This is a genomic window from Nocardioides ginsengisoli, assembly GCF_039537225.1.
Lineage (GTDB): Bacteria > Actinomycetota > Actinomycetes > Propionibacteriales > Nocardioidaceae > Nocardioides > Nocardioides ginsengisoli.
In genome coordinates this window covers 306165-322472 of the sequence record NZ_BAABAC010000005.1, presented here as the reverse complement: position 1 = coordinate 322472, position 16308 = coordinate 306165, and the positions used below count along the sequence as shown (strand labels likewise).

The 16308-nt window shown below is 70.0% G+C and carries 15 protein-coding genes and 1 pseudogene; 3 read left to right on the top strand and 13 right to left on the bottom strand.

Translation table 11 applies throughout. The features are described 5' to 3' along the window. Positions 1–49 precede the first annotated feature (49 nt). The 6 genes from AB4880_RS03190 to AB4880_RS03165 all read right to left on the bottom strand — a co-directional run bounded on the left by AB4880_RS03190 (position 50) and on the right by AB4880_RS03165 (position 5577). Entirely contained in the window at positions 50–1276 is a 1227-nt protein-coding gene (locus tag AB4880_RS03190; protein ID WP_367917748.1) for an acyl-CoA dehydrogenase family protein, read from the bottom strand. Beyond that, positions 1276–2298 (bottom strand): phosphotransferase family protein, encoded by a 1023-nt coding sequence (locus tag AB4880_RS03185; protein WP_367917747.1) that lies wholly within the window; start codon positions 2296–2298, stop codon positions 1276–1278. Before AB4880_RS03185 ends, AB4880_RS03190 begins: the two co-directional genes overlap by 1 nt. Next, positions 2298–2750, bottom strand: coding sequence for a MaoC family dehydratase (locus tag AB4880_RS03180; RefSeq protein ID WP_367917746.1), 453 nt, complete (start codon positions 2748–2750; stop codon positions 2298–2300). The genes AB4880_RS03185 and AB4880_RS03180 overlap by 1 nt, the downstream gene beginning before the upstream one ends. Beyond that, positions 2747–3517: an SDR family oxidoreductase gene (locus tag AB4880_RS03175; protein ID WP_367917745.1), complete on the bottom strand. Its 771-nt coding sequence runs from the start codon at positions 3515–3517 to the stop codon at positions 2747–2749. The genes AB4880_RS03180 and AB4880_RS03175 overlap by 4 nt, the downstream gene beginning before the upstream one ends. Before the next feature lie 84 nt (positions 3518–3601). Then, positions 3602–4360, bottom strand: coding sequence for an SDR family oxidoreductase (locus AB4880_RS03170; protein WP_367917744.1), 759 nt, complete (start codon positions 4358–4360; stop codon positions 3602–3604). Next, a complete protein-coding gene (locus tag AB4880_RS03165) occupies positions 4357–5577 on the bottom strand; it encodes an acetyl-CoA C-acetyltransferase (RefSeq protein WP_367917743.1) in 1221 nt (406 codons plus the stop codon). The genes AB4880_RS03170 and AB4880_RS03165 overlap by 4 nt, the downstream gene beginning before the upstream one ends. Positions 5578–5789: 212 nt before the next feature. On the opposite strand from AB4880_RS03165, the gene AB4880_RS03160 reads away from it, so the two are divergent. Together AB4880_RS03160 and AB4880_RS03155 are read left to right on the top strand one after the other, a co-directional pair. Next, on the top strand, positions 5790–7148 hold the full coding sequence (locus tag AB4880_RS03160; protein WP_367917742.1) for a flavin monoamine oxidase family protein: 1359 nt from the start codon (positions 5790–5792) through the stop codon (positions 7146–7148). 122 nt (positions 7149–7270) lie between these two features. Further along, positions 7271–8941 carry an MFS transporter gene (locus AB4880_RS03155; protein WP_367917741.1) on the top strand — a complete coding sequence of 557 codons (1671 nt, stop codon included), beginning with the start codon at positions 7271–7273 and terminating at the stop codon, positions 8939–8941. 93 nt (positions 8942–9034) lie between these two features. Here the strand turns inward: AB4880_RS03155 and AB4880_RS03150 are convergent, their stop codons facing one another. The 7 genes from AB4880_RS03150 to AB4880_RS03120 form a co-directional block, all read right to left on the bottom strand. After that, entirely contained in the window at positions 9035–10033 is a 999-nt protein-coding gene (locus tag AB4880_RS03150) for a hypothetical protein (protein ID WP_367917740.1), read from the bottom strand. Between the two features lie 85 nt (positions 10034–10118). Further along, positions 10119–11108 (bottom strand): DMT family transporter, encoded by a 990-nt coding sequence (locus AB4880_RS03145; RefSeq protein ID WP_367917739.1) that lies wholly within the window; start codon positions 11106–11108, stop codon positions 10119–10121. Between the two features lie 580 nt (positions 11109–11688). Further along, complete coding sequence (locus tag AB4880_RS03140) at positions 11689–12021, bottom strand: hypothetical protein (RefSeq protein WP_367917738.1); 333 nt, start codon at positions 12019–12021, stop codon at positions 11689–11691. Next, positions 12014–12490 carry a DUF5994 family protein gene (locus AB4880_RS03135; protein WP_367917737.1) on the bottom strand — a complete coding sequence of 159 codons (477 nt, stop codon included), beginning with the start codon at positions 12488–12490 and terminating at the stop codon, positions 12014–12016. Before AB4880_RS03135 ends, AB4880_RS03140 begins: the two co-directional genes overlap by 8 nt. Positions 12491–12681: 191 nt before the next feature. Then, on the bottom strand, positions 12682–13065 hold the full coding sequence (locus AB4880_RS03130) for a DUF5994 family protein (RefSeq protein ID WP_367917736.1): 384 nt from the start codon (positions 13063–13065) through the stop codon (positions 12682–12684). Between the two features lie 142 nt (positions 13066–13207). Then, entirely contained in the window at positions 13208–13870 is a 663-nt protein-coding gene (locus AB4880_RS03125) for a response regulator (RefSeq protein WP_367917735.1), read from the bottom strand. A 947-nt stretch (positions 13871–14817) separates the two neighbouring features. Continuing rightward, on the bottom strand, positions 14818–15162 hold the full coding sequence (locus AB4880_RS03120; RefSeq protein WP_367917734.1) for an MmyB family transcriptional regulator: 345 nt from the start codon (positions 15160–15162) through the stop codon (positions 14818–14820). Between the two features lie 9 nt (positions 15163–15171). On the opposite strand from AB4880_RS03120, the pseudogene AB4880_RS03115 reads away from it, so the two are divergent. Continuing rightward, positions 15172–15827: pseudogene (locus tag AB4880_RS03115) on the top strand (transposase); the annotation flags it as partial. Positions 15828–16308: the final 481 nt, after the last annotated feature.

Below are 16308 nucleotides of genomic sequence, written 5' to 3'. Positions count from 1 at the left end.
GGTCGTCGACCAGGGCCCGGCCCTCTGCTGTCCTGCCGCGGGAGGGAGGTCAGCCGCGGCGGGACGCCTGCCGCGCGATCTCGGCCTTGGCGAGGGCGTTCTTGTGCACCTCGTCGGGACCGTCGGCGAAGCGCAGGGTCCGGATGCCGGCGGACATGTTGGCCAGCGGGAAGTCCTGCGACAGACCACCCGCACCGTGCAGCTGGATCGCCTTGTCGAGGATCCACTGCACGGTCTCGGGCGTCGCGATCTTGATCGCCTGGATCTCGGTGTGCGCGCCCTTGTTGCCGACGGTGTCCATCAGCCACGCGGTCTTGAGCACCAGCAGCCGCAGCTGCTCGAGCTTGACCCGCGACTCCGCGATCCAGCCCCGGATCACACCCTGCTCGGCCAGCGGCCGGCCGAACGCGACCCGCTCCTCGGCCCGCGCGCACATCATCTCGATCGCGCGCTCGGCGATGCCGATCGACCGCATGCAGTGGTGGATCCGGCCCGGCCCGAGCCGCGCCTGGGCGATGCCGAAGCCGCCCCCCTCCTCGCCGATCAGGTTGCTGACCGGGATCCGGACGTCGGTGAACCGCAGCTCCGCGTGCCCGCCGTGCTCGTGGTCGTCGTAGCCGTAGACCTCCATGCCCCGCACCACCTCCAGGCCCGGGGTGTCGCGCGGCACCAGCACCATCGACTGCTGACGGTGCCGATCCGCGCTCGGGTCGGTCTTGCCCATCACGATGAAGATCGCACAGTTGGGGTTCATCGCACCGGTGATCCACCACTTGCGCCCGTTGAGCACGTACTCGTCGCCGTCACGCACGATCGACAGCTCGATGTTGGTCGCATCCGACGACGCGACATCGGGCTCGGTCATCGCGAACGCCGAGCGGATCTCACCCTCAAGCAGCGGCTCCAGCCACTGCTTCTTCTGCACCTCCGTGCCGAACAGGTGCAGCACCTCCATGTTGCCGGTGTCAGGAGCCGCGCAGTTCATCGCCGCGGGCGCGAGGTGGATCGAACGACCCGAGATCTCGGCCAGGACGGCGTACTGCAGGTTCGTCAGACCCGCGCCCTCCTCACCCGGTAGGAAGAGGTTCCACAGCCCGCGCCGCCGAGCTTCCGAGCGCAGGTCGTGCAACACCGGCGTCGCGTCCCAAGCCCAGCGGTTCGAGAGCGCGGCGAGCTGGTCGTGGAACACCGCCTCGGCCGGGTGGACCACCTCGTCCATGAACGCGAGCATCGTGGCCCGCAGCTCCTCGGTGCGCGCGTCGAATCCGAAGTCCATCAGTTCTCCTTCAATGCGGCGATGCCGGAGTCGAGAAGCGGGTGGATGACCTCGCCGATGCGGTCGAAGCCCTCGCCCACCGTCTGTCCCTCGAGGTGGCGGAAGTGGATGCCCTCCAGGATCGCCGCGAGCTTGTACGCCGCGAGGCCCAGGTACCAGCCGAAGCCGGACAGGTCGCGGTCGCTGCCCGCGGCGTACCGCGCGACGATCTCGTCCTCGCTCAGGAAGCCGGGTGCCGAGGCGCAGTCGACGATGGAATCGCCGCGGACCCGCTCTCCCAGACGGCCGTAGACGCACATCAGAGCCAGGTCGGTGAGCGGGTCGCCCAGGGTCGCCATCTCCCAGTCGATGACGGCCGCGGGACGGTCACGGTCGTCGGTCAGGACGTTGTCGAGCCGGAAGTCGCCGTGGACGATGCCGGTCGCGGACTCCTCGGGGACGGCCCCGGCGAGCAGCCGGTGGAGCTCGTCCGCTGCGGGCAGGTCGCGCGTGTACGACGCATCCATCTGCTTCTTCCACCGGCGCACCTGCCGTCCGAGGAAGCCGTCCGGGCGGCCGAAGTCGCCGAGCCCGATCGCCGCCGGGTCGACCGCGTGCAGGGCGACGAGCGTGTCGACGAGGCGCTCGGAGATGCGCCGCGTCCGTTCGTGACCGAGCGTCTCCAGCTCGCCCGCGTAGCGGTACGGCGTGCCCTCCACCCGCTCCATGACGTAGAACGGAGCGCCGAGCACGTCGACGTCGTCGCAGAAGGCGACGGTGGTCGGCACCGGAACGTCCGTGCCCTGGAGTGCGGTCATCACCCGGTACTCACGTGCCATGTCGTGGGCGGTGGCGAGGACGTGCCCCAACGGGGGCCGTCGCAGCACCCACGTGGCCACCCCGTCGGTCACCGCGTAGGTCAGGTTCGACTTGCCGCCCGCCAGCAGGGTGGCGGAGAGCGACGTCCCCGCGCCGGCTACCGCCTGCGGAAGCCAGGCGCCCAGCCGGTCGAGATCGAGGCCGGGCGTGCTGTCGGCGCTCATCACGGCACCAGGACGCTGACGGTGTCGACGACGCAGGCCGGCTTGTCGCCGTCCTCGCGTTCGACGGTCACCCGCGTGACCAGCTGGTAGCCCCCAGCGCCGGGCGCGACGGACAGCAGCTCGACACCGGCCCGCACCCTGGAGTCGACCGGGACGGGGGCCGGGAAGCGCAGCTTGTTGGCGCCGTAGTTCACGCCCATCCGGATGCCCTGGACGTCGTACACCTGCCAGCTCAGCATCGGGACGAGCGACAGGGTGAGGTACCCATGAGCGATCGTCGTCCCGAACGGCCCCTGAGCCGCTTCGACGGGATCGATGTGGATCCACTGGAAGTCACCCGTCGCCTTCGCGAAGGCGTCGATCTGCTCCTGGGTGATGGTGTGCCAGTCCGAGTAGCCGAGGTGCTCGCCGACCGCGGCCTCGAGCTCGGGGATGCCGTCGAAGGTCCTCATGCCTTCGGCCCACCAGCGACGTAGAGCACCTGGCCGGAGACGAAGCCGGCGCCCTCGGAGGCGAAGAACGACGCAGCATGGGCGATGTCGGCCGGCAGGCCGCCGCGCGCCACCGGGATGTCCTTGACGACGAACGCCTTGAACTCGTCGAAGGGGACACCCAGGCGGTCGGCCGTCGCCTTGGTCATCTCGGTCTCGATGAAGCCCGGGGCGATCGCGTTCGCCGTCACGCCGAACTTGCCGAGCTCGAACGCCAGCGTCTTGGTGAAGCCCTGGATGCCGGCCTTCGCGGCCGCGTAGTTGGCCTGGCCGCGGTTGCCGAGCGCCGAGGTGCTCGACAGGTTGATGATGCGACCGAACCCGGCCTTGGTCATGTAGCCCTGGACCGCCCGCGTGAGGAGGAAAGATCCGCGCAGGTGGACGGCCATCACCGCGTCCCAGTCGGACACGCTCATCTTGAACAGCAGGTTGTCGCGGAGGATGCCGGCGTTGTTGACCAGCACCGTCGGGTCACCGAGCTCCGCGGCGACGCGCTCGACCGCGGTCTGGACGCCCTCCTCGTCGGCGACGTCGACGCCGACGGCCAGTGCCCGCCCGCCGGCGGCGTCGATCTCGTCGACGACCGCCTTGCACGCGGCCTCGTCGAGGTCGAGCACGGCCACGGCGAGCCCGTCCTCGGCGAGCCGCTTGGCGACGCCGGCACCGATGCCCCGCGCCGCGCCGGTGACGATGGCGGTGCGCGTGGTGATCTCGGAAGAGGTGGTCATGGGTGAGCTCCTGTCGTGATGGGGTTGAGGTCCGAAGGCCGGGCGGCGGGCACCGCACCGGGCGAGGCGGCGGCAGGCATCGGGCTACTCGCCCGGTGCCGTGAGCGTGACTCCGCCGTCGATGACCAAGGTCTGGCCGGTCAGCCACCCGGCATCCTCGGAGAGAAGGAAGGCCACGACGCTGCCGATGTCCTCCGGGACACCGAGTCGCTTGAGGGGATAGGCCTTCGCGACGGCGTCCTCCCGGTCTTCGTACAGCTTGCTCGCGAACTTCGTCTTGACGACCGCCGGCGCGACGCCGTTCACCCGGATGTCCGGTCCGAGCTCGACGGCGAGCAGCTCGGTGATCGAGTTGAGCATGGCCTTCGTCGCTCCGTAGAAGCCGATACCCGGCGCAGTGCGGATGCTGGAGACGGAGGAGACGTTGACGATGGCGCCGCCGTGGTCCGCCAGCCAGGCACGGTATGCCTTCTGCACCCAGGAGAGCGCCGCGACGCAGTTGACCTCGACGGTCTTGCGCGCGGCGTCGAGGTCGAGCTCGACCATCGGCCCGTACGTCGGGTTGATACCGGTGTTGTTCACGAGGAAGTCCAGGCTGCCGAACGTCTCGACTGCCCGTCGCACCACGTCGTCCTGGTGCGCCGCATCGTCGGCGCGGCCCGCGATCCCCAGCGCGTGCTCGGGCCCGCCGAGGTGCGCGACGGCCTCGTCGAGGCCTTCCTGCTTCCGACCGGTGATCACGACGCGCGCGCCGCCGGCCACCAGGCGTTCGGCGACGGCCAGGCCGATGCCGCGGCTGGCGCCGGTGACGACCGCGGTCTTGCCGGCGAACCGGCCGCTCACGACAGACGCTCCAGAACCATGGCCATGCCCTGGCCGCCGCCGACACACATCGTCTCGACACCGAACTGCTTGTCGTGCCACTGCAGGGAGTTGATGAGGGTGCTGGTGATCCGGGCGCCGGTCATGCCGAACGGGTGTCCGACCGCGATGGCGCCGCCGTTGACGTTGAGCCTGTCCTCGTCGATGCCGAGCTCGCGGGCCGAGCCGAGGACCTGGGCGGCGAACGCCTCGTTGATCTCGAACAGGTCGATGTCCGACAGGGACAGGCCCGCGATGCGCAGGGCGTTCTTCGTCGCCTCGACCGGGCCGAGCCCCATGATCTCCGGCGAGAGGCCCGAGACGCCGGTGCTGACGACACGCGCCAGCGGGGTCAGGCCGAGGTCGCGCGCCTTGACGTCCGACATGATGACGAGGGCGGCGGCGCCGTCGTTGAGGGGACAGCAGTTGCCGGCCGTGACGGTGCCGTCGGGTCGGAAGACCGGCTGGAGGTTGGCGACCGCTTCGAGGGTGACGCCGGCGCGCGGGCCGTCGTCGGCGCTGACGACGGTGCCGTCAGGGAGCGTGACGGGCGTGATGTCGCGAGTCCAGAAGCCGTCGGCGATCGCCTTCTCGGTCAGGTTCTGGCTCCGGACACCGAAGGTGTCCTGGTCCTCACGGCTGATGCCCCTGGTCTGGGCGACGTTCTCGGCCGTCTGGCCCATCGCAATGTAGAGGTCCGGGAGCAGGCCCTGCTCGCGCGGATCGGACCAGACCCGGCCGCCGGCGGCGAACTCCGCGGTGCGCGCCTGCGGGCCCGCGGTGACCAGCGGGTTCCACGTCTGCGGCGTGTCGGCCCAGCCGCCGAGGTTCGACCGGCTGATCGCCTCGACGCCTGCGGAGATGAAGACGTCGCCCTCGCCCGCCTTGATCGCGTGGAGAGCCATCCGCGTCGTCTGCAGGCTGGAGGAGCAGTAGCGGTTGACCGTGACCCCGGGGACTCCGTCGAGCCCGGCGAGGACCGCGACGGCCCGGCCGAGGTTGTTGCCCGCCTCGCCCGCGGGCTGTCCGCAGCCGAGAATCAGGTCGTCGATGTCGTTCGGGTCCAGCTCCGGCACCTGGGCCAGAGCGGCATGAACCATCTGGACGGTCAGGTCGTCAGGACGGACGTCCTTGAGTGAGCCCTTGCCGGCCCGGCCGATCGGCGAGCGGGCGGCGGAGACGATGACTGCTTCGGGCATGGAGAACTCCTCACGGGAACTAAGCGCTCGCTTAGCCTGGATCGCCCATGATTCCCCCACGCCGAGCGGCCGTCATCCGCCGAATGGGCGTGACCGGCATCACGCCCGGGTCGGCCGTTCGTGCCCCCTCCCCCGGACGGGCGTGGAAGGCCCCTGCGGAGGCCGCACCGGATGCGACGGCGACGACGATCCGCGCCATGGGTGAACAAGCCGTGGACCGTGAAATCTCCTGTGACGTCGTCGTGATCGGGGCAGGGGCCGCCGGACTGGCCGCCGGATCAGCGCTCGCCGCGTCGTCCGACGTCCTCGTCCTGGAGGCCGCCGACCGGCCCGGTGGTCGCGTCGAGTCGGTGCGCCACGGCGCCTACTGGCTCAACATCGGCGCGCAGTTCACCGAGGGCACCGGGCCGCTCTTCGACGTGATGGACCGCTACCGGATCGAGCGCGGCTCGCTCGCGGGCAAGAAGGCGGCCCTCTTCCTCCAGGGCCGGATGGTGACCACCGACAACCCGGCACTGCTGATGCTCCGCTCACGCATGAGCCTGAAGACGAAGGTCGAGCTGGCGCGCACCGGCCTGCGCATCAAGCGCGCCTACGCCAGGCTCGTCGGCGCCGACGCCGAGGCTGCCCGGACCACGCGCACCCGCCTCGACGACGAGTCGGGCGCCGCCCTGATGAAGGGCGCGAGCACTCCGACGATGCGCGCCATCTTCGAGGCCTGGTCGGGCCAGTGGATCGGTTGCGACTCCGACGAGACCGCCGGCGCCCAGCTCGCGCTCTCGATCGGCACGGCGCTCGAGAAGGCCTCCAAGGTGCCGAACTTCGCACTCCCGGTGGGCGGCAACCAGACCTTCACCGACGCCCTCGCGGCCGATCTGGGCGACCGGCTCGAGCTCGGCGCCGAAGCGGAGTCGATCTCCTGGAAGGACGACACGGTGGTCGTCCGCTATCGCGACGCCCAGGGCCGGGTCGAGGTGACCGCGCGCCGGGCGGTCATGGCCGTTCCCGCCGACCGCGCCCTCGCGGTCCTCCAGGGGCCCCCGACCGCACACCACGACGCGCTCGGCGACATCGAGTACGGCCGCTACGTCCTCGCCGGCGTGTTCACCAAGGAGTCGGGGCCGCAGCGCTGGGACGACTACTACGCCGTGTCCACCCCCGACCTCTCCTTCCAGATCGCCTTCAACCACGCCGCCTCCCAGCGGCGCGGCAGCCCGCGCCTGCCGGGCGGCGCCCTGGTCCTCATGGCGGGCGGGTCCCGCGCCGACGAGCTGAACCGGCTCTCCGACGCACAGATCGAGGCGACGTTCCTGAAGGACCTCGTGACACTCTTCCCGGAGCTCGACGGCAATATCGACCGCGTCGTGGTCAAGCGACAGCCGCGCGTGGTGTCGTACTGGGCTCCGGGCAAGCGCGCGGCGTCCCAGCGGACGCTGCGCCGGCCGCTGGGCCCGATCTGGTTCGCCGGCGACTACCTGGGCGATCCCTCGCTCGCCGCCGCGACCGAGAGTGGGCAGCGCGCTGCCGAGAAGGTGTTGGCGAGCCTCGGGCGCGAGCCGCTGGTTCGCTGAGGCTCCCCGACGGTCGGGCCATCCCCCATCTGGCTGTGGCTGGCGGCACACCCGATCAGGGAGCAGGCTGGCCACCTAGCGTTCTCGTGACCTAGATCATGCTCACACAGAATGAGGCCTCCATGTCAGTCGCAGAATCTGTGGGGACCACCTCCCGCACCGAGGTGAACCGCGGTGCGCTCATCGGCATCGCCGTCGTCCTCGCGACGGTGACCAATGCCGTCGCCTTCATGCTTCCGCCCCTCCTGCCCATCATCACCACGAGCTATGCCGACAACTCCGTCAGCGCAGCCGTGTGGGTCTTCACCGCTCTCACCCTCGGCGGCGGCGCAGGGTTCGTCCTGATCCCGCGCCTGACCGACAACCTGAGCGACCGCTCCATGTCCCTTCTCTCCGGGGCCATCCTGACCGCAGGCGCACTCTGCGCCGCCGTCCTCGACAGCTACGCCGGCCTGGTGGTCGGCTGCGCGCTCATGGGCTTCGGCGGAGCGGCCCAGCTGGTGCCGCTGAGCTTCCTGCGGCGCTTCCTCCCCGGCAACGCCGTGTCGACGGCGGTGAGCGTGCTCATCATGGCGACGGGCACCGGCGTGGTGCTCGGCATGCTGGGCGGCGGCTACTCCGTGCGGCTGTGGCCGCTCGCCACCCACCTCAACACCGCCGACGCCAGCATCCCCCACCAGTCGCTCGCGCCGTTCTTCTACATCCTGGCCGGGCTCTTCGTGCTGACCACGGTCGGACTGCTGGCGATCGTGCCCAACTGCCCTCCGGAGAACCCAGGCCCCGTGGGCGCTCTGGGCACGCTCTGGCTGATCGGCTGGGTCACGCTCATCCTGCTCGCGCTGACCGCCCCGACCGACAGCACCCTCGGCAAGAACGCGACGCTGATCCTCCTCGCCGGCATCGCGGCCGGCGTCGGCTGGTGGTTCGCCGAGCGGCGCTCGAAGGCCCCGGTCTTCGACCTCACGGTGCTGAAGAAGCCCTTCGTGACAACGGCATGCGTGTCCGCGGGCCTCTTCGGCGCGGTCGACGCAGCATTCCTCGTCCTCTCGACCTACTACCTGCAGACGCCGAACTTCACCGGACTCCAGTCGCCTGCCGGCGACACGCTCGGGTGGCCCGCCGACGCGACGACGTACGGCCTCGGGCTGGACCCGTTCAAGACCGGCCTGGTCCTCCTGCCGTTCGCCCTGACGATGTTCATCAGCGGCAAGATCTCCGAGCGGATCATCGCCCGTGGCCGTCCGGGCATCGTGCTCGTCGTCGGTGCTGTCATCTGCATGGCCGGCCTGCTGTTCCTCGCCGTGGCGCACGACCAGACCTGGCACTATGTCGTCGGATCGGGCCTGGTCGGCCTCGGCAGCCGGGCCGGTTACAGCGGCGCGTTCGCCGTCCCCCAGTTCGTGCTCCCGGAGGAGCGGGCCGGCATGGCCGCCGGCATGCCGGGCACGCTGATGGCGATCGGGTTCGCCTTCGGCGCCGGCATCATCACGATGATGCAGATCGGCGCCGGGTTCGTGTACCGGTCCGTCGACGTCGCGGCCCTGACCACCCTCGGGGAGAAGGCGCAGACCGGTAGCAAGGCCGACCTCGGAGCATTCCAGGCTGCCGTGCAGGGGATCGACCTGCGGACGTCGGACTACCTGCTGGAAGGCACGCACTTCGCCTCGGCCGACGTCTACACGAGCGGCTACCTCGTGGCGATGCTCTTCCCGGCGTTGGTCATCGTGATGGCGGTGGTCTCCCGACTGCGCAATCCGAACGGCTTCCGGGCCGTACTCGAGGGCCAGGCCTGACGCCTCAGGCACCGCCCGCAGTCAGGACCAGGGGCCTCGGAGCTCGAGAGAGCTCCGGGGCCCCCGGCGTCTCAAGCGCGGGAGGCTGCCCACCTAGACGATCCGGAGCGCGGTCGTCGGGTGCAGACCGCCTCCGAGCGCCTGAAGACCGTCGACGGCGCTGACCATCCGGGCCGCCGTCCCGGGATAGGGATCGCGCGGGGTGCTCACCTGGACCAGGATCTGGGAGCCGTCGGCGCCGGTCAGCGTGACCTCCACCGCCTTCTTCTCCCCTGGAGCGGAGCCCGCGCCCGGCAGCCCTCGCCACGAGAGTCGGATGCGGTCGCTCTCCCCCTGCCGCAGCACGACGTGCTGGTCGAACCCCAGTACCTGGCCCCGGCGCACGGCGAGACTGCCGACGATCACGTCCTCGCCGGCAGCTACCAGGCCGCCCTGAGACTCCGGCTCGAGCTCGCCGAGGCCGAGGACGTCAGCGATCATCCGGGCAGACTCACGCAGCGCCCGGTCGGGTTCCACCGCCGTCCCCTCGCGGCGACTGCCCACGCCGAGCTCCTGGGCCAGCACGTCGGCTCCCCAGGCAGAGATGTCGGAGACACGGGACGCCTCCACCGACACCGGCGCTGGCAGACCGCTGCTCAGGAGACACGGGAGCACGTCCAGCCACAGACCCGGGATCATCCCGGTGCCGACGATGCGCGATCCAGTGGAACGGGCACCCGCGTCGAGCGCCTCGTAGACCGGCTCCGGCAGGCTGGATCGCGGATGCACGAAGCACGCGTGAACCATGTCGACGCCGTACTCCGCGCAGAGCGCCATCGCCTCGATGTGCCGGGGACCGCCCAGGCCGGCGTAGAGCAGCAACTCGATCTTCCCCGAACCCAGGACGGCTTCGAGATCAGACGTGGTGCCGACCCCGATGGGAGCGCCGATCGTCAGCTCTCCGAGGTCGCTGCCCGCCCGGCGGGGAGCATGGACGATGCCCTGCTCGATCGAGTGCGGTCCCGAGCGCAACGCCGTCACGAGCTCAGCGGCGGTACGCCCGCTGCCGTAGAGGCCGAGGCGCACCCCGGCCGGACTCAATGTGTTTCCCATCCGTCGATCCTCGCGGCGCCCCGGGGCAGCCCGCCGGCCGACGCGGCGAGCACCCGCCCGATCGGGCTACCGGGCGCCCGCGGGGTCAGCCCGGATCCGGTAGGAACGGCGCGCGATCGCCGTCCGCCTTGACGCCGCGACGAACCCGCCCGGAGCTGTCGGCCCGGATGAGGACCACGCCGAGCACGATCAACGCACAACCGAGCAGCTGCACGGGCCGCGGGGTCTCGCCGAGGAGAAGCCACGCGACGCCGAGGGCGGCCACCGGCTCGGCCAGGGCGACGAAGGAGGTCACCCGAGCGCCGAGGACGCTCACGGCAGTGAAGCCCGCGACGTACACGAAGGCCGTCGAGAGACAGGCGACGAGCAGCAACGGCACGATCGGCGGCACCGACCAGCCGCCGAGGTCGACCCGAGCCGAGCTCATGCGCATGGGCAGGACACCGGTCAGCCCGAGCAGCGCGATGCACGCGCCCGCGACGGTCAGGCCGGCGCAGGCGAGGACGGTCGGCGGCACAGCCGGCGAGACGCTGTCCGAGGAGAGGAAGTACGTCGCCACGCAGATCGCACCCCCGAGCGCCCACGCCAGGCCCCCCGGGCTCGGCCGATCGACTCCCATCGCGGTCACGACCAGCGCCAGACCGCCGAGCGCGGTCACCGCGCCGGCGACGGTGGCCGCGGCCGGGCGTTCGCGATGGCGAACGCAGATCCAGCCGAGGACGAGGACGGGTGAGATGTAGAGGACCATCATCGCAACGCCGATCGGCAGGGTCGTCGCAGCGTTGTAGTAGCACACGACCGTGCCTCCGATCCCGACCACGCCGAGCGCCACCACCCCCCGGATGTTGCCCCGCCAGGCCACTCCTCGGAGACGCGCGGCCCAGAGAGCCCACGGCAGCAGGACCAGCACAGCCAGCCCCGTCCGCGGAAGCAGCACCCCACCAGTCGACCAACCGGACAGCACCAGCGCCTTGCCGAAGGCGCCACTGGCGCTCGACGACGTAGCCGCGAAGACCGAGAGCGCGAGGGCTCCGCGCGGGCCGACCACGCTCGTGCGATGGGCGTCGTCAGTCATGCGCTTGCACTTCGCGAACTCCTTGGGGCTGAACGAACGGCGCCAACGGCGAAGCGCACGGCGGGGCGTCTCTCCGATGAATGGCACCGAGCGCGTCGAGGGTCAGTGCGCGTCGCGGAGTCAGTCAGGGTCGGTGTATGTCCCGGATCGACGACGGCATTGATACGCACAGCAGGCCCCGTAGTGGCGGAAATCAACTCCGCCATCCTCGAGCATTCACCATCGGGTAGGGAGCGGATCGCGATCAGGCCACGCCCAACTGGGGGACTCCCCCCTCGATTCCCGACCTAGGCCCGGAGGCTGCGCGTCGGTCCTCGAAGGGATCGTTCGAGATGTCGGGGCAGCTCGGGATCACGCGCCGCGAACTGACCACCTTGTCAGCCGGCTGCCGCCGCTCGGCGGGCCATGCTCCCGGAAGCCACGGCGCATTCGGGACACGACGGGATCCACGGTCCGCGGAGGGTTGTGTCCCGGGTCGGGGACCCGCAAGTGGCCCGCAGATCAAATTCCGCCCAAAAGGCTCTCCGACCCGGAGAGCGCCGACCGCGGGCTTCGCGAGCCGGGGTGTCAGGGCATGGCCTCACGGCCCGATCGCGGCTCCCGCCAGGTCGTCGACTCCGAGCGCACTGTGCCGCGCTTCCGCTTCCGAGCCGAACCAGCGCCCTGACACAGCGACTCGCTCGCCTGTCCCGTCCCATGCGGTCCAACGCCAGGTGTCGCCGCCGCCGGAGTGCATGCGGTACTCACGGCCGTCGGGCTCGACCCGGAAGCTGTGCGCCGCCTGATCGGCGATCGCGAGGCTGCCGAAGGTCGTACCGGACCATGCGATCACCCGCCCTCCGTCGTCGACGAGCCACCATGCGGGCAGCCCCGCCGACGCGAACTCAACCAAGAACCTCATCGACTCACCCACGCACCCGCGACCGGAACGAGGGCGCCTCCCGATCGCCCCACCACGATCCGCCGTCGTCCTCCCAGTGATCTGCGGGGTCCACGTCGGGATACTCGACCACCGCTGCAAGGAGCTCCCCGGCCGGGTGCCCATTGCCGCCCGTCGCCGCGGCGAGGAGCGCCTCCGCACCCTGGTCCTCGCTGAAACCGGGAGGCACGACCAGGACGTGGAGCACCGCTAGGTCCGATGTCTCCAGCACGATGACGTGCGCGTCATCGCCCGGGAGGGGATCGACCGTGACATGTCCACCGCCATTCACCGCAACCGCACCTGGGGCCGGGTCCCAATCGGGTGGCGAGAACCGCGCTCGTACGACACGGCCACACGAAGCAGGGAGGTGGTCGATGAGCTCGCCCAACTCCGCCGCGAGGTCGCGACTGCGCGGCCACCAGCCGCCGTCGAGCCGGTCGACCCCCATGGTCCGGCCCATCCGAAGACGGACCGGGGGACGCTCGGGTGCCTGAGCAGGAGTCCCGGAAGCGGGAAGGACGGGTGTGCCTGGCGTCGTCATGACGGCCACCTCTCGACCGGTCCGGGCATCCGGGTGGATGCCTCAGCACGACCGGTCACCTTCCACGCTACCCTGCCGGCCTGAGACCCCGGGCCTGGGCCGTCAGTCGACTATGCCGGAGCGAACATCTCGCCCGGAGAGTGGTCCGGCCAGACGATCCGGAGGGTCAGGACCTCCGAGGTGTGCAAGCGCAGAAGCACGATTCCCCGACCATGACCACCCGACAGGAATCCGACCTTGACCCGGCCGTGTCGGGTGAAGATCTCGCTCGCCACGACTTCCCAGTCCCCTGGCGCATAGGCCAGACGATCGACCCGCCCGCGGTCGGCCGGGAACTCATCGACCAGATGTGCACCCTCGCGGGTCAGGTCACGTCCGTAGGGCACCCAGAGACCGTCGGCGAGCGAGACCTGCCGTGCTTCGGTGAGTTGCAGCCGCAGCACCCCCAGGGCGTCTGGATATCTGTGCGGGTAGTGGAACTGGGGGGCACGCATGGCGCCACCTCTCGTCGCGCCCACCACTGCACCGAATGCACCGCAGGGGCGGTATCTCCCCCACTCTACGTCGCCACATCCGATCGACGGGCTGGGGAGCGTTCGTCGGACGTCCGCAGTCTGCACACCATCGCGCCTCCTGCTAGTCCTCAGGGCAACGCCACCCGACTCTGAAGGCAGCGCCGACCGCGGCGAGCTGGGAGGTCAGCTCGAGCTTGGCGAGGATCGCCTTCACCTGGGTGCGCACCGTGGCCTCGGAAACGACCGACGTGCGGGCGATCTCGCGGACCTGCGCACCCGCCATCAGCGCTCCGAGGACCTCCATCTCGCGGTGGGTGAGGCACTCGAGACGGTCACGGAGGTCATTGCTCTCCAACCGTTCGAGCTCAGCGGCCTCGATCAGCACCCCGCGTTCAGCAAGCGTCATCAGCGGCAGGCCTTCGCGGACTCGCCGGACGGTGGCGACGACCAGGTCCAACGACGACGACTTCACCAGCACTGCCTGGGCGCCACGTCGTAGACACTCGCCCCATTGCGCTCGGTCCGTGCTGCCGGTGAGGATGACGACGACCGCACCGGAAGCCACGATCGGCGCCACCAGACTCGTGCCGTCGCCGATCCGTCCCAATCTGAGGTCGAGGAGCACCAGCCGCGGCCCACTACGCAAGACGGCGGCGAGAACCGCGGCGAGCGAGCTGCCCGGCACCGCGAGGTCGATCCGCCTGACGGCGAATCCCTGGGACTCGAGGGTCAAACCAACCGCCTCTGCGAACAGGACGTGGTCGTCGACGATGGTGATCCGCATCGGTGGTCCCCCACCAGTGCGCCCAATGGGCAACGAACGGCCACCCGGAGACGGCCTCACGACACACCGGCGCGGCCACCGCAGGGGCTCTCACGCCGCCGAGGTCGCTCGGTAGAGCCCGCCGTCGACGATGTCGTCTCGAGTCCGCTGCGACGATGTCCCGGCGCTGCTCGAGGTCCCACCCGAATCACCCACTCACCACGCCGGCTCAGCCCCCATCGACGCGCGCTCTGCACGTTCCCGGCGCTTGTCCCGGTCTCGATGAGGAGATCCGATCCGCAGCGGCGCCTGTCCTCCTCGACACTCCTCCGGTTCCGAAGCCACGTCAACCTCCCCGGGTCGCGCCAGCCCGACACACGACGCAAGGTCTCGTGCGAGTTGAGTCTGGGGAGGACTGCGAAGAGCAGGTAGGGGTAGCGCGGAGATAGTCGACACAGAACCGGCAATGCTGGATCGCGCAGTCCTTGCGTCGGCAAGGCCCTGGTCGGTGGAGGTGGGCTCCAGATGACTCCGACTGGGGTCGCCCGTCCCGCTGAGGTGGGGCCTGCAAGGGCCCCTGGCCGGCGGTGGGCTCGAACCGGCCAGGGGCGGCCGATATGCACCTATCCCAAGTTCTCGGCTCCGCACTCCTTGCACCTCCACCAGGCCAGCTCCACGGCGCCGCCTGCCGCAATGGTCCTGTCGCCGACGTCCAGATGTTCGGTCGGCTCCTCGCAGACGTGGCAGAACGCCACGCGGACGTCCGAGTCCATGGCGACATGATCGCTCCGACGTGCCCTCCTGAAAAGACTCGTTTTGGGTCATTCGCTTCGTTATGCGGTCAGCGGGATCGGGTAGCGGTCGGAGCGAGTCGATACGGGGACGACCTCCTGGATCTCTCCCGTTTCTGCAAGGCCCCAGCCGGAGCTGGAACGCTTGACCGGCCCCGGTTGGGGCCGCAGACACGGCTACGGACGGCGTCCTTCATCATTCAACGGCGATGACGGCGACGGTCTCGACCAGTCGGTGGCCCAGCCGCCGAGGAACCGGAGCGCCGCGGCGGACGGCGTGTCGGGCTCGGCTGTGTATGCGATGAGCACCAGGCCGTCACCCGCCAGCGCGAGTGCCTCGCCGGTGACTTCGACGTCGCCGACAAGCGAGTTGTGCAGCCGATTGTCGCGCTGCGCTTCGGCGGCGATCGTCTCGAGTTCCGCGGAGAGTCTGGCGATGCTGCCGCAGGCCGCGTTCTCGGCGTCGATCGTCTGATGGGCCGAGAGATTCGCGCCGGCATGCTGCAGGACGCCGTGGAGCACGACCCGGGCACCGCCGATGGCGCCGAATGGATCGCGGACGTCGTGCGCAAGCGATGCCGAACGCGGTTCGATGTGCCGACCCGTTCCACGTCGTCGGCTGGGCCCCCGACGCCCTCGATGCCGTGCGCCGCGACGTCTGGAACGCCGCGCGTAGGTCAGGACACACCAGACCCCACGGCTGGGCCGAAGAACGGCGCGCATCACGGTTGCGACAGGCGCGCGCGAGCGATCAAGCACGCGCGGTTCGCGCTGTGGAAGAACCCTGAGAACCTCACCGACCGCCAACGGGTGAAGCTGGAATGGATCGCGAAGACCGCCCGGGGCTCTACCGGGCCTATCTCCTCAAAGAGGGTCTGCGGACCGTCTTCAAACTGCCCGCGGACCAGGCCCCGAAGCGCTCGACCGATGGATCGCCTGGGCACGCCGATTCCGCATCGAATCGTTTCGAATCGTTCGTCCGGCTCCAAAGGCGGATCGTGCACTACGGCGCCGAGATCCTCTCGTCCATCGAGCACGGTCTGTCCAACCGACTCGTCGAATCGGTCAACACCAAGATCCGCCTCATCGTCCGCATGGCATTCGGCTTCGCCGGCCCGACGCCCTCATCGCACTCGCGATGCTCAATCCTTGGCGGCCACCGCCCGACCCTGCCTGGCCGTCGATGACCCACGGATCAGTCAGGAGAGCCCTTTTCTTCGATGAGTGCTTGGCCGTACACGCCGAAGATCCCGCCGATGGCCCTCTACGTCCTCACGCCCCGCCGCCAGCCCTCAACCCCCACCCCTCCCCGGGACTCTCCGCGAAGGCACCTCCGATCGTTGCAAGCAGCACCGGTCGGCAACTCGAAGGCGGACCGCCGGTGCGACTCTCCACTACCGATGTTCCGGTGTCGAGCGCTACGCCGATGCCGGTCGATAAGATCCTCTGTCTGCGCCTGCGACACCGCGTCGGGCCCGACAAGATCGCGATCCACCTCGAGCGCTACCGCCAGGTCAAGATCAGCCCGTCCGGCTGGCAGATCCTGCACCGCGCCGGCGCGAATCCCGGCCGGCCTCGCGCCGTTACAAGTGACGCGGGACCCGATGGAAACGCGACGAGCTGCGCGACATCGACAGCACCCCCGAACACCGCCGCATAAGAGCCGGT